We start from the raw sequence: 13735 nt of genomic DNA, 5'->3' as shown, positions 1-13735 counted from the left end.
GTGTCACCGGCTGGTCACCCGGGTGTGGGTGTTGGTGGTGTGTCGGGCAAGTCCTCGGCCTATTAGTACCAGTCCACTGCATACCTTGCGGTACTTCCATGTCTGGCCTATCAACCCACTGGTCTGGTGGGGGCCTTAACCCTCTTAGGGGTGGGAGACCTCATCTTGGAACGGGCTTCCCGCTTAGATGCCTTCAGCGGTTATCCCTTCCGAACGTAGCCAACCAGCCGTGCCCCTGGCGGGACAACTGGCACACCAGAGGTTCGTCCGTCCCGGTCCTCTCGTACTAGGGACAGCCTTCCTCAAGTCTCCTGCGCGCGCGGCGGATAGGGACCGAACTGTCTCACGACGTTCTAAACCCAGCTCGCGTACCGCTTTAATGGGCGAACAGCCCAACCCTTGGGACCTACTCCAGCCCCAGGATGCGACGAGCCGACATCGAGGTGCCAAACCATGCCGTCGATATGGACTCTTGGGCAAGATCAGCCTGTTATCCCCGGGGTACCTTTTATCCGTTGAGCGACACCCCTTCCACCAGGAGGTGCCGGATCACTAGTCCCGACTTTCGTCCCTGCTCGACCCGTCGGTCTCACAGTCAAGCTCCCTTGTGCACTTGCACTCAACACCTGGTTGCCGACCAGGCTGAGGGAACCTTTGGGCGCCTCCGTTACCCTTTGGGAGGCAACCGCCCCAGTTAAACTACCCACCAGGCACTGTCCCTGGACCAGATCATGGCCCGAAGTTAGATGCCCAATTCGACCAGAGTGGTATTTCAACGGCGACTCCACCGCCACTGGCGTGGCCGCTTCACAGTCTCCCACCTATCCTACACAAGCCGAACCGAGCACCAATACCAAGCTGTAGTGAAGGTCCCGGGGTCTTTCCGTCCTGCCGCGCGTAACGAGCATCTTTACTCGTAGTGCAATTTCGCCGAGTCTGTGGTCGAGACAGCGGGGAAGTCGTTACTCCATTCGTGCAGGTCGGAACTTACCCGACAAGGAATTTCGCTACCTTAGGATGGTTATAGTTACCACCGCCGTTTACTGGCGCTTAAGTTCTCAGCTTCGGCCGTGAGGCCTAACCGGTCCCCTTAACGTTCCAGCACCGGGCAGGAGTCAGTCCGTATACATCGTCTTGCGACTTCGCACGGACCTGTGTTTTTAGTAAACAGTCGCTTCCCCCTGGTCTCTGCGACCCCACCGCCCTAGCCCGCAAGAGGCTTCAGGCACCAGGGTCCCCCTTCTCCCGAAGTTACGGGGGGATTTTGCCGAATTCCTTGACCACAGTTCGCTCGAACGCCTCGGTATTCTCTACCTGACCACCTGTGTTGGTTTGGGGTACGGGTCGCGTAGGAACTCGCTAGAGGCTTTTCTCGGCAGCATGGGATCACTCTGCTTCGCCTCAACGGCTATGCGTCACGTCTCAACCCTCATGGTGTACGGATTTGCCTATACACCGGCCTACACGCTTGCACCAGTACAACCACTCACTGGCGGAGCTGCCCTCCTGCGTCACCCCATCGCTTGGCTACTACCAGGCAGGATCCCGCGCTCCCCCGTTCGACTCCCGAAGGAGTCTTAGGGTTCGGGCGGTTAGCACACCTGGGCTCGCCATGGACGCGCCTACACGAGCACGGGAATATCAACCCGTTGTCCATCGACTACGCCTGTCGGCCTCGCCTTAGGTCCCGGCTCACCCTGGGCGGAAAAACCTGGCCCAGGAACCCTTGGTCATCCGGCGGCAGAGTTTCTCACTCTGCTGTCGCTACTCATGCCTGCATTCTCACTCACACGGGTTCCACAGCTGGATCACTCCGCCGCTTCACCACCCGCATGACGCTCCCCTACCCAGCACCACCACCGTTAGGTGTCCGTGGCGCTGCCGCGGCTTCGGCGGTGCGCTTGAGCCCCGCTACATTGTCGGCGCAGGACCACTTGACCAGTGAGCTATTACGCACTCTTTCAAGGGTGGCTGCTTCTAAGCCAACCTCCTGGTTGTCTGGGCGATCCCACATCCTTTCCCACTTAGCGCACGCTTAGGGGCCTTAGCCGGCGATCTGGGCTGTTTCCCTCTCGACTACGAAGCTTATCCCCCGCAGTCTCACTGCCGCGCTCGAGCTCACCGGCATTCGGAGTTTGGCTGACTTCAGTAAGCTTGTAGGCCCCCTAGGCCAACCAGTGCTCTACCTCCGGTGAGTAACACGCGACGCTGCACCTAAATGCATTTCGGGGAGAACCAGCTATCACGGAGTTTGATTGGCCTTTCACCCCTACCCACAGCTCATCCCCCAGGTTTTCAACCCTGGTGGGTTCGGGCCTCCACACCGTCTTACCGGCGCTTCACCCTGGCCATGGGTAGATCACCCCGCTTCGGGTCTAGAGCACGCGACTACAACGCCCTGTTCGGACTCGCTTTCGCTACGGCTTCCCCACACGGGTTAACCTCGCCACGTACCGCTAACTCGCAGGCTCATTCTTCAAAAGGCACGCCATCACCGGACGAATCCAGGCTCTGACGGCTTGTAGGCACACGGTTTCAGGTACTATTTCACTCCCCTCCCGGGGTACTTTTCACCTTTCCCTCACGGTACTTGTCCGCTATCGGTCATCAGGAAGTATTTAGGCTTACCGGGTGGTCCCGGCAGATTCACAGCGAATTCCACGGGCTCGCTGCTACTCGGGCACGCCACCACGCGATGATGAACAGTTTTCGTCTACGGGGGTCTCACCCTCTACGCCGACGCGTCCCAACGCCTTCGACTAACCATCCACCACCACGCCCAGGGTCAGCAGCCCCCGGACATGACGCCCCACAACACCCCACCAGCAACACCTGCCAGCTATCACACAAGCGGGGTTTAGCCTCTTCCGCTTTCGCTCGCCACTACTCACGGAATCACTTTTGTTTTCTCTTCCTGCGGGTACTGAGATGTTTCACTTCCCCGCGTTCCCTCCACCCGCCCTATACATTCAGGCGGGGGTGACAGCCCATGACGGCTGCCGGGTTACCCCATTCGGACACCCTCGGATCACAGCTCGGTTGACAACTCCCCGAGGACTATCGCGGCCTCCCACGTCCTTCATCGGCTCCTGATGCCCAGGCATCCACCGTGCGCCCTTGACAACTTGACCAACACACCAACAACAACCACACCCGACGAGAACGTCAGGCATGACCGTCATCAGCAAACCAACACGGTCACAACACAGTCATCAAGCAAACTAAGATCAACCACAACACAACCACCCCAGGACCAAAGCCCGGAACAATCATGCCGCGGCGACCAGGAAAAAAAGATGCTCGCGTCCACTGTCCACTTGACAAACCAACCCACAGACCACCACCACACCACCCCGCAACCGCAGGGAGCCGGCGATGACTGTCCAGAGAAAACACCAACCCCCACACCCAACTGGTGTGAGGGCCGGCCGTCCTCTCAGGACCCAACAGTGTGCCGACGCCGCCACAACCTCCCGGACCGAAACCCAGGACACTGCGACACTCATGTTCTGTTCCACATCAGTCCAGTAAGCAACCACCCACCCCCTGGAGCGGGGATGCGATGGCCCTCCGCCGGAACCCCGGTTCAGCCGCCACCCGAGAATGAGTGACCGTCACCGACCAGAACCCGACGTCCGAGGCAAATGCTCCTTAGAAAGGAGGTGATCCAGCCGCACCTTCCGGTACGGCTACCTTGTTACGACTTCGTCCCAATCGCCAGTCCCACCTTCGACCGCTCCCCCCACAAGGGTTGGGCCACGGGCTTCGGGTGTTACCGACTTTCGTGACGTGACGGGCGGTGTGTACAAGGCCCGGGAACGTATTCACCGCAGCGTTGCTGATCTGCGATTACTAGCGACTCCGACTTCACGGGGTCGAGTTGCAGACCCCGATCCGAACTGAGACCGGCTTTACGAGATTCGCTCCACCTCACGGCTTCGCAGCCCTCTGTACCGGCCATTGTAGCATGTGTGAAGCCCTGGACATAAGGGGCATGATGACTTGACGTCATCCCCACCTTCCTCCGAGTTGACCCCGGCAGTCTCCCATGAGTCCCCGGCATAACCCGCTGGCAACATGGGACAAGGGTTGCGCTCGTTGCGGGACTTAACCCAACATCTCACGACACGAGCTGACGACAGCCATGCACCACCTGCACACCAACCACAAGGGAGGACGTATCTCTACGCCTGTCTGGTGCATGTCAAACCCAGGTAAGGTTCTTCGCGTTGCATCGAATTAATCCACATGCTCCGCCGCTTGTGCGGGCCCCCGTCAATTCCTTTGAGTTTTAGCCTTGCGGCCGTACTCCCCAGGCGGGGCGCTTAATGCGTTAGCTGCGGCACGGAACCCGTGGAATGGACCCCACACCTAGCGCCCAACGTTTACGGCATGGACTACCAGGGTATCTAATCCTGTTCGCTACCCATGCTTTCGCTCCTCAGCGTCAGTATCGGCCCAGAGACCCGCCTTCGCCACCGGTGTTCCTCCTGATATCTGCGCATTTCACCGCTACACCAGGAATTCCAGTCTCCCCTGCCGAACTCAAGTGATGCCCGTATCGACCGCACGCCCAGAGTTAAGCCCCAGGTTTTCACGGCCGACGCGACACACCGCCTACGAGCTCTTTACGCCCAATAATTCCGGACAACGCTCGCACCCTACGTATTACCGCGGCTGCTGGCACGTAGTTGGCCGGTGCTTCTTCTCGACCTACCGTCAACCCACAGAAAGTGGGCCTTCGTCGATCGCGAAAGAGGTTTACAACCCGAAGGCCGTCATCCCCCACGCGGCGTTGCTGCGTCAGGCTTCCGCCCATTGCGCAAGATTCCCCACTGCTGCCTCCCGTAGGAGTCTGGGCCGTGTCTCAGTCCCAGTGTGGCCGATCACCCTCTCAGGCCGGCTATCCGTCGTCGCCTTGGTAGGCCATCACCCCACCAACAAGCTGATAGACCGCGGGCCCATCCCCCACCGACAAAACTTTCCACCACAAGACATGCATCCTGAGGTCATATCCGGTATTAGACCCAGTTTCCCAGGCTTATCCCAGAGTGGAGGGCAGGTCACCCACGTGTTACTCACCCGTTCGCCGCTCGTGTACCCCGAAGGGCCTTACCGCTCGACTTGCATGTGTTAAGCACGCCGCCAGCGTTCGTCCTGAGCCAGGATCAAACTCTCCAACAAAAAACGTTAGAGACCAATCAAGACCTCTGACAAAACTAGCTACTCAAAGAAACCCCAAAAAATTGGGGCCAGAACACAAAACGTCAGCACACTGTTGAGTTCTCAAAGGACGACCACACGCGCTTCGTCCAGCCGATTTCGCGGCGGATTCCTTCGCGGTGATTCCCACTGTACCGGAAGCGTTTCGGGGGCGTTTCCGGGGGTGTCCCCCGGCGCGGCCCACCCGAAGGAGAGCGACCGGTGAGGCGATCCGGACCCCGGCGCGGAGCCGGCGGAAAGCCTTGTCTTCGACTGTACCGGACCCGGAGGAGAGCTCCTCATCAGTGATCCGCTCTCCCGGCCGGCCGCTTCAGCGTCCGTTCCCCGGGAGCGATGAGAACACTACGCCCTGCCGACAGGGCCCGTTCACCGGGGGTCGGTTATCGCGAAACCTGCACGTCGGAGCGGGTTCGGGCCACGGCGAGGAGGCAGAGCAGAGGAACGACCGCGACGGCGAGCACGATCCCGCCCAGCGCCTGGTCGGCCGCCCGGTCCACGAAGGGCAGCCCGAGCTGGCGCCAGTGGTCGGCGCCCACGATCCGCGATGACGTGGCCACGGTCACCGCCAACGCGGCCTGCCCGACGGCCGCCACGGCGACCATCCCCGTGCGGACCGGCACGCGGACCGTCGCGTCCGCGACGACCCGCGTGAACAGGCACCCCGTGACCAGGGCCCAGACCGTCATTGTCAGGTGCCCCACGTGCTCGGGGACCAACGTGTCGAACAGGCCGCCGACGTCGAGCAGCCATCCGGTGCCGACGAACACGAGGGTCGCGACCACGGGCGTCGTCACCCACCGCCCCGCACGCGACCGCCGCAACGCGGGGAGCCACTCCGCCGGGCCGGGCACCTCCTCGGGTCCACGACCTCGCACCGCGGCGATCAGGACCCCGGGACGGCCGAGCACCCACGCCGGGGCGACCACCACCAGCACCAGCACCTGCTGGAACATGTGGACGCTGAACTGGGCGGGGGCGTACGCCCCGATCCCGCTCGAGGTGGCGACGAGCAGGGTCGCGCACCCCACGAGCCACGACGTCGTCCGTCGCGCGGACCAGACGACCCCCCGGGCGCGGAGTCGGCGCACCCCCGCCAGGTACATGATCGCCGCGACGACCGCGGCGGTCCCGAGCAGGAGGTCCGGTCGGGCGCTCGTCACCAGGCCGGTCAGGTCGAGCGGCCGGTCCAGCGAGTAACCGAGCAGTGCCTCCACCCGGCTCGGCAGGGGCGTCGTCATCTCCGGTGGCGGTGTCCGCCCCAGCGCGACCGCGACACCGATCGTCGCGAACATGATCAGGACCTCGACTCCGCCCAGCCGGACGAGCGCGGACCGCGACCCGGCCTCGACGTCGGGCAGGGTCCGGGTGCGGTGGGCCGCCCCGAAGACGCCGAGCACGACCAGACCCGCGACCTTCGCGAGCAGCAGCAGCCCGTAGGTGGTGACGAGCAGGTCGGCCGGATTCACCCGGAGCAGGGCGTTGACCGTGCCGGAGAGCGCGAGGACCACCCAGCACCAGAAGGCCGTCGTCGAGAACCGGCCCGCGGCGGTCGGCAGGTGGACGCCACGCACGGTGGCGTGGACGAGGACCGCGAGCAGTCCCCCGACCCACAGCGCCGCGGCGACGACGTGGAGCGCGAGGCTGTTCATGGCCACGTCGTGCGCCGAGCCGGTCCCGGAGTGGCCGCCGAAGGCCGCCGGGAGCACTCCCAGAACGGCGAGCACGAAGGCGCCCACCGCCGCGTGCCAGGACAGGGCGAGGCGGGCGAGCACCGCGCAGCAGACGGCCACACCCGCCGTCAGGAACCAGATGCGCGCCGCCGGGAGCCCGGTGAGGGACTCGGTCAGCGTGCCCGTCGTCAGGACGACCGAGAGCGGGCGGGCGAAGGCGTCCGCGATCGCGAAGACCCCCGTGACCACGGCCCCGCCGGCCCACACGGCGGCGGACCAGGACGCGACGCGGACCGCGCGGTAGCCGTCCGCGGCGAGCCACCCCAGCCCGCGGGGCGGGACGAGGAAGGCCGCGAGCAGCAGGGCGCCGACGGTGACGACGGCGGCCGACTCGGTGAGGGCCCGCACCACGGGCAGGCCGTAGGTGACGACCGGGCCGGGGTCGGGCAGGCCGAGCCGGGCGTAGGTCTCGGCACCGGACAGGGCGGTGAGCGCGAGCGCGACGACGGCGGCCACCGCCGCCCCGGGCAGGGCCTGCGAGAACACGGCCGACGCGGTGGACGGACGCCGGTCACCGCCGTCGGTGGGCACCACGGCGTCGCGTGTGCTCGGTCGGGCCACGGGTCCAGGGTAGGTGGCGCCTCGGGCGCGGGCTGCGATCCGGGACACCCCGACTACGCTGGTCGCGGGTCGGCCCCCGTAGCTCAGCTGGACAGAGCAAGGCCCTTCTAATGCCAAGGTCGCAGGTTCGAGTCCTGCCGGGGGCGCCACCGTTCACCCGGGTGACCGCCCGATCCCGACGACGAGGCCGGGGCCCGGGCACCCGAGGCCGGCCCCGCGGCTCGACGCACCGGTCCGATCGTCGTCGGGAAGGGACCCTCAGGGACCGACGAGGTCGGTGAGGATGCGGCGCAGCTCCTGCCGGTCCTGCGGGCCGATGCGCTCCAGGCGCCGGTCGAACTCCCTGGCCAGCGCGGCGAGCGCGCGGTCGCGGGTCGTCCGGCCCTCGGGCGTGAGTTCCAGCCGGTGCCGCCGCAGGTCGGCCTCGTCGATCCCCCGGCGCACGAAGCCCTTGGCGACGAGGTTGCGCACGTACACCGTCATGCTCGCCTTCGGGACGACGAGCCGGGCCGCGAGCTCGGCCGGGTAGGGCACGGCCTCGACCTCGGCAAGCACGAAGAACTCCTTGGTGTCGAGCCCGAGCTCCGCCAGCTCGTCGGCGCAGCCGTCCAGCACCGTCGTCAGCAGACGGTGGTTCAGCGTCCACAGCTGCGCGGCGTCGGACATGACCCTCCAAGTGGTACCGTTTCGTACTAGTACGAAACTGTACGAACTGCGACGGTGAGGCGACCTCCCGATGATCCAGCCCCTCACGATCCCGCGCGGGCCGATCGAGCTCGCGGCCGACCTCCACCTGCCCGACTCCCGCGACGACGACCGACCTCTGCCCGCCGTCGTGCTGTCCACCCCCGGCAGCAGCGTGAAGGAGCAGATCGGCGCGAACTACGCGTCCCGGCTCGCGGCCGCCGGCTTCGCCGCGCTCGTGTTCGACCCCGCCCACCAGGGACGCAGCGGCGGCGAGCCCCGCGACCTCGAGGACCCCTACCGCCGCGGCGAGGACATCTCCTTCGCGATCGACGCGCTCGAGGTCCTGCCCGGCATCGACCCGGGGCGGATCGGCGTGCTCGGCATCTGCGCGGGCGGCGGCTACGCGGTCCACACCGCCCGCACCGACCACCGCATCCGCGCCGTGGGCACCGTCGTCCCGGGCGACATGGGGGCCTCCTTCCGCGCCTTCCAGCCCGACGGGCCGGTCGCGGGGCTCGACGCCCTGGCGCGCGCCCGCACGGCCGAGAACCGCGCGGGCGCGCCGGAGCGGGTGGCCTGGCTGCCCGACACGCTCGAGGACGCCGCCGCCGCCGGCCTCACCGACCTCGACACCACCCAGGCGATCACCTATTACCGCACCGCCCGCGGCCGGCACGAGAACTCCACGAACCTGCGGCTCGCGCGCGGGGACGCACTGCTCATCGGCTACGACCCGTTCCACCTCGTCGACCCGCTGCTGACCCAGCCGCTGCAGGTCGTGCTCGCCGGCCGCCGCGGGAACACCGGGTCCTACGAGTCCGGCAGGCGGCTCTGGGAGCTCGCGCCGAACCCCGTCGACCTCATGGTGGTCGAGGGTGCCGGTCACTACGAGATGTACGACGAGCCCGCGTACGTCGACGCCGCGGTCGCCCGGCTCGCCGCCTTCTACGCCGAGTACCTCCAGGCGTCCGTCACGATGCGCTGAGGGTCGGAGCGGCGGGGCCGCCAACCGAGCTCGCGGCCGATGCGGGACGGGTCGGCGACGAGCCGGGCGGGTTCGGCGACGGCGGGTCCGTGCTCGACCGGGACGACGCGGCCGGTCACGCGCTCGACGGTGTCCACGAGTCCGGCAACCGACGTGCCGCGCCCGGATCCGACGGCGTAGGCCCGCCACGTGCCCGGTTCGGCGGCGTCCACCGCGGCAACGACGGCGTCGGCCAGATCGGCGACGTGGAGGTAGTCGCGGACCGCCGACCCGTCGCCGTTGATGCGGAACGGGCGCCCGGAGAGCAGGGCCGGGATCACCCGCGAGGTGTCGGTGTCGCCCGGCCCGGCCACGTTGAAGGCCCGGAGGCTCACGACGCCGGGTCCTCCCGCGGCGGCGAGGTCGCGCGCGAGGAGGTCGGCGGCCAGCTTGCTCGCCGCGTACGGGCTCGCGGGGTCGAGCGGGGCGTCCTCGGCGATGGGGACGTCGGTGGCGGCGTGCACCGACGCCGTCGAGGCGAGGACGACCCGTGTCCGGTCCCCGCAGGCGGCGAGCACCGCGCGGGTGCCGTCGAGGTTCGTGCGCCAGTAGCCGGCCGGGTCCGCGCGGGACTCCCGGACGCGCACCCGGGCCGCGAGGTGGCAGACCACGTCCGCGCCGCTGACGGCCCGCGCGACGGCGGCCGGGTCGGTGACGTCGAGGGCCGCACGGTCGAGCGCGGAGACCTGGTGGGCCGTCGTCCGGAACGCCTCGGCGACGTGCCTCCCGACGAAGCCGCCCGCTCCGGTGACGACGACACGCATGCCCGCTCCCTCGACTCCCCCGACGACGTGGCTCTCCTGCCACCGTGGTGGGCATGATCGCCTACGTCGCCAGCCCCTACGGGTTCGCCGAGTCCACGCGACCGTTCTACGAGGAGCACCTGCTGCCGACGGTGCGGCGGCGCGTCGAGGTGATCGACCCGTGGACGGTCGAGCTGCCCACCGGCGGGGAGCCCCGGGACCGCTGGCTCGCGCTCGGGGACGTCCACCTGGCGTCGATCGCCGAGCGGGCCGACCTCGTCGTGGCCTGCCTCGACCAGGAGCCGCCGGACAACGGCACGGTGGTCGAGGTCGCGTGGGCGGCGGCACACGGGAAGCCGGTGATCGCCTACCGCAACGACCTGCGCCAGGGCGGCGAGGAGGGGCTGCGCTACAACCTCATGATCGGGGCGGCGGTCCGGCGCAGCGGCGGGCTCGAGGTCGGCTCGCTGGCCGAGCTGGACGCGGCCCTGGCTCGTTTCGCCGCACCGTGAGACGGGCATCACGAAGATCGCGGTGAGGGCGGCGTCATCCGCGGGTCGCGCGACGCGTCCTTCCCTGCACAGGAGCCGCGGCGGGAGGATGGACAGCATGGGTGTGATGTCGTTCCGGGACTCGATGTTCCTGCTCGCCGAGTCCCGGGAGCATCCGACCCACGTGGGGTCGCTGCTGCTCTTCGACCGCCCGGAGGACGCGGGGCCCGACTTCCTGGGCGACCTGCACCGCCGGCTGGTGTCCTCGCACGACGTCGCGAAGCCGTTCGCCCGCAAGGCGGTCCGCACCCTCGGCACGCTCGGCCAGTGGGCGTGGGAGGACGACGACGACCTGGACATCGAGTACCACGTCCGGCTCTCCGCGCTCCCGAAGCCGGGCCGCATCCGCGAGCTGCTGGAGCTCGTCTCCCGCCTGCACGGGTCGCTGCTCGACCGGCACCGGCCGCTGTGGGAGTTCCACCTCATCGAGGGCGTGGAGGGCGACCGCTTCGCGGCCTACTTCAAGTTCCACCACGCGATGATGGACGGCGTCACCGGGGTGAAACACCTCCAGAAGACGCTCTCCACCGACCCCGAGGACCTCGACACTCCCCCGTTCTGGCAGGTCGACCCGCGGTCGCGGCGCCGGAAGCCGTCCACCGAGGTCGCCACCCGGTCGCCGGGCGTGCTCGACCGCATCGGGGCGACCGTCACCGAGGGCGCCCGCACGGTCGGATCGGCGATCGCGGACACCGTGCGCACCACGAACTCCGCGCTCGGCGTCGCGCCGGCCCTGGCCAACGCGTTCTACGACGGGCTCGCCCACCGCGACACCGCGCTGCCCTTCGAGGCGCCGCACAGCATGCTCAACGTGCCGATCACCGGCGCCCGACGGTTCGCGGCCGAGTCCTGGCCGCTCAAGCGCATCCAGCGGGTGCGGGAGCGGACCGGCTCGACGGTCAACGACATCGTCCTCGCGATGTGCTCCGGTGCCCTGCGCCGCTACATGGCGGAACTCGGCGAGCTGCCCGACCGCGCCCTGGTCGCCGCCCTGCCCGTGTCCCTCGGCTCCACCGGCTTCGGCAACCAGCTCGGCGCGATCCTCGTGACCCTCGCGACCGACGAGCCCGACCCCGGCGTCCGGCTCGAGCGCATCAAGGCCTCGGGCAAGGCGGCGAAGGGCAACCTCGACCAGCGCGACCCGATGGCGGTCGCGGCGCTGTCCCTCGCCGTGGCGGCGCCGCTGCCGCTGGGCACCGTCCCCGGTCTCTCCTCGGTGATCAACCCGGGCTTCAACGTGATCATCTCGAACGTGCCCGGACCGAAGGCGCCGCTGTACTGGGAGGGCGCGAAGCTCTCCGGCATCTACCCGGTGTCGATCCCGCTCGACGGCCAGGCGCTGAACATGACCGTCGTGTCCTACGCCGACAACATGGAGTTCGGCCTCACCGGCGACCGCCGCGCGGTGCCGCGCCTGCAGAAGCTGCTGGGCTACCTCGAGGACTCGCTCGTCGAGCTGGAGGACGTCGCCGACGCGGCGGACGCCTAGCTGCTCTAAAGACCGCTCGCGCGCAGCTCGCCGACCACGTCGGCGAGCTGGTCGTGCACCCGCTCCACCACGTCCCGACGACGGGTGTGGCCGGCCGCCGAGGGCCCCGGCTCGAGGGTCTCGGCGATCGTCACGTGGTCGGCGGCGTCCGCGAGCGCGTCCGCGCCCTCCGCGAGGAGACCGACGCCCTGCAGGCCGAGCAGGGCGGCGCCGAAGGCGGAGCCCTGGTGCCCCTCGGCGAACCCGACCGGGACGCCGAGGACGTCGGCGAGCAGCTGGCGCCAGAACGCGCTGCGGGCGAACCCGCCGGTCGCCCGGACCTCCTCCACCGCCATGCCCGCGTCGCGCACCGAGTCCAGCACGAGCCGCAGCTGCAGGCAGACGCCCTCGAGCAGCGCGCGGGTCAGGTGCCCGCGGCCGTGGGCGCGCTGCAGGTTGAGGAAGGTCCCGCCGAGCCCGCCGTCCCAGCGCGGGGCGCGCTCGGCGAGCAGGTGCGGGATCGCGAGCAGCCCTGCCGCGCCGGGCGGGGTGGCCGCGGCCTCGTCGAGCAGGGTGTCGGCATCGACCCCGAAGGTGTCCGTGGCCCAGTCCAGGACCACGCCGCCGTTGGTCACCGCGCCGCCGACGGTCCACCGGTCCCGCGTGAGCTCGTAGCAGAACAGCCGGCCGCGCGGATCGACCGCGGGCCGGTCGACGGTCAGGCGCAGCGCCCCGCTCGTGCCGATCGAGCAGGCCAGGACGCCGGGCCGGACGGCGCCGAGGCCCAGGTTCGCCAGCGGTCCGTCGCCCGCGCCGGCCACGAGGGGCGTCCCCGACGGCAGGTCCCACTCCCGCGCCGCGGTCGCGGTCAGGGTCCCGACGACCGCGGTGGTGTCGACGATCGGGTCGAGGCGGTCGGCGGTGAGTCCCGCGAGGTCGAGGGCCTCGTCGTCCCACTGCCGGCGCCCGAGGTCCATCAGGCCCGTGCCCGAGGCGCAGGACGCGTCGGCGGCCCGGTGCCCGGTCGCCCGCCCGAGCACGAACTCCTTCACACCGCCCCACCGGGTGGGTGCCGCGTGCAGGCTCGGCCGGTCGCGGCGCAGCCAGGCGAGCTTCACCAGCGGGCTCATCGCGTGGATCGGTGTGCCGGTGCGGCGGTGCAGGGCGAGGGCGTCGTCCCGGCGCCGCAGCTCGGTGGCCACGCCGGACGCGCGGGCGTCGGCCCACGTCAGCAGCGGCCCGACCGGGTCACCCGCGTCGTCGACCCCGAGCAGCCCGTGCATCGCGGAGGAGAGGGCGACGACCGCCGGCCGGGTGCCGCCGGCGGCGTCGCGCACCGCATCGCACACGGCCTCCCAGATCGTCTCCGGGTCCTGCACCGCCGCCCCGGGCTCCGGTTCGGCGAGCGGGTAGCCGCGGTCGCCCTCCCCCAGCACCACGCCCGTCGTCGTGAAGAGGACGGCCTTGGTGGAGGTGGTGCCGACGTCCACGGCGAGCACCGACCCGGACGACGACGAGGCCTCCGTGACCGACATGGCGGCATCCTCGCGGACGACGACGGGCTCCGCTTGCACCCATGTCGGGGCCGGACTGCGGGGTGCCCGGACGGAACCTAGGCTCGGCCGCGGAGGCGTCAGGGTTCCTGGTGGGCCCCGCGGTCTTCAACACCGACGTGGCCGGGTATCTCGGCCAGGCGGGTTCGATTCCCGTCCGCCTCCGCCACACGTTCCCCCTGGTCCCGCGCGGCA

7 protein-coding genes, 2 tRNA genes and 2 rRNA genes are annotated in these 13735 nt (G+C 68.6%); 5 read left to right on the top strand and 6 right to left on the bottom strand.

What is annotated here, in order from left to right; translation table 11 throughout:
- Positions 1–42: 42 nt before the first annotated feature.
- The 3 genes from ACQPYX_RS07785 to ACQPYX_RS07775 all read right to left on the bottom strand — a co-directional run bounded on the left by ACQPYX_RS07785 (position 43) and on the right by ACQPYX_RS07775 (position 7514).
- Positions 43–3131, bottom strand: a 23S ribosomal RNA gene (locus ACQPYX_RS07785).
- 524 nt (positions 3132–3655) lie between these two features.
- A 16S ribosomal RNA gene (locus tag ACQPYX_RS07780) occupies positions 3656–5184 on the bottom strand.
- Together the 16S and 23S rRNA genes form the textbook arrangement of a ribosomal RNA operon.
- A 419-nt stretch (positions 5185–5603) precedes the next feature.
- Positions 5604–7514, bottom strand: a complete 1911-nt coding sequence (locus ACQPYX_RS07775; RefSeq protein WP_433802325.1) for a cytochrome c oxidase assembly protein — start codon at positions 7512–7514, stop codon at positions 5604–5606.
- A 72-nt stretch (positions 7515–7586) separates the two neighbouring features.
- Here ACQPYX_RS07775 and ACQPYX_RS07770 point away from each other — a divergent pair.
- A tRNA-Arg gene (locus ACQPYX_RS07770) sits at positions 7587–7663 on the top strand.
- Positions 7664–7772: 109 nt separating this feature from the next.
- Here the strand turns inward: ACQPYX_RS07770 and ACQPYX_RS07765 are convergent.
- Positions 7773–8180: a MarR family winged helix-turn-helix transcriptional regulator gene (locus tag ACQPYX_RS07765; RefSeq protein WP_433802324.1), complete on the bottom strand. Its 408-nt coding sequence runs from the start codon at positions 8178–8180 to the stop codon at positions 7773–7775.
- A gap of 70 nt (positions 8181–8250) precedes the next feature.
- Here ACQPYX_RS07765 and ACQPYX_RS07760 point away from each other — a divergent pair, with 70 nt between their 5' ends.
- Positions 8251–9186: an alpha/beta hydrolase gene (locus tag ACQPYX_RS07760; RefSeq protein WP_433802323.1), complete on the top strand. Its 936-nt coding sequence runs from the start codon at positions 8251–8253 to the stop codon at positions 9184–9186.
- On the opposite strand, the gene ACQPYX_RS07755 is transcribed toward ACQPYX_RS07760, so the two are convergent.
- Positions 9147–9989: an NAD-dependent epimerase/dehydratase family protein gene (locus ACQPYX_RS07755; RefSeq protein WP_433802322.1), complete on the bottom strand. Its 843-nt coding sequence runs from the start codon at positions 9987–9989 to the stop codon at positions 9147–9149. The genes ACQPYX_RS07760 and ACQPYX_RS07755 overlap by 40 nt on opposite strands.
- 53 nt (positions 9990–10042) lie before the next feature.
- Here ACQPYX_RS07755 and ACQPYX_RS07750 point away from each other — a divergent pair, with 53 nt between their 5' ends.
- Both ACQPYX_RS07750 and ACQPYX_RS07745 read left to right on the top strand, forming a co-directional pair.
- Positions 10043–10480 carry a nucleoside 2-deoxyribosyltransferase gene (locus ACQPYX_RS07750; RefSeq protein WP_433802321.1) on the top strand — a complete coding sequence of 146 codons (438 nt, stop codon included), beginning with the start codon at positions 10043–10045 and terminating at the stop codon, positions 10478–10480.
- 97 nt (positions 10481–10577) lie between these two features.
- A complete protein-coding gene (locus ACQPYX_RS07745) occupies positions 10578–12008 on the top strand; it encodes a WS/DGAT/MGAT family O-acyltransferase (RefSeq protein ID WP_433802320.1) in 1431 nt (476 codons plus the stop codon).
- 5 nt (positions 12009–12013) lie between these two features.
- Here the strand turns inward: ACQPYX_RS07745 and ACQPYX_RS07740 are convergent, their stop codons facing one another.
- Positions 12014–13522, bottom strand: coding sequence for a gluconokinase (locus ACQPYX_RS07740; RefSeq protein ID WP_433802319.1), 1509 nt, complete (start codon positions 13520–13522; stop codon positions 12014–12016).
- Between the two features lie 91 nt (positions 13523–13613).
- Here ACQPYX_RS07740 and ACQPYX_RS07735 point away from each other — a divergent pair.
- Positions 13614–13709, top strand: a tRNA-Sec gene (locus ACQPYX_RS07735).
- Positions 13710–13735 lie beyond the last annotated feature (26 nt).

The organism is Actinomycetospora sp. CA-084318 (assembly GCF_050955885.1).
Lineage (GTDB): Bacteria > Actinomycetota > Actinomycetes > Mycobacteriales > Pseudonocardiaceae > Actinomycetospora.
This window is presented reverse-complemented; position numbering and strand designations above follow the sequence as displayed.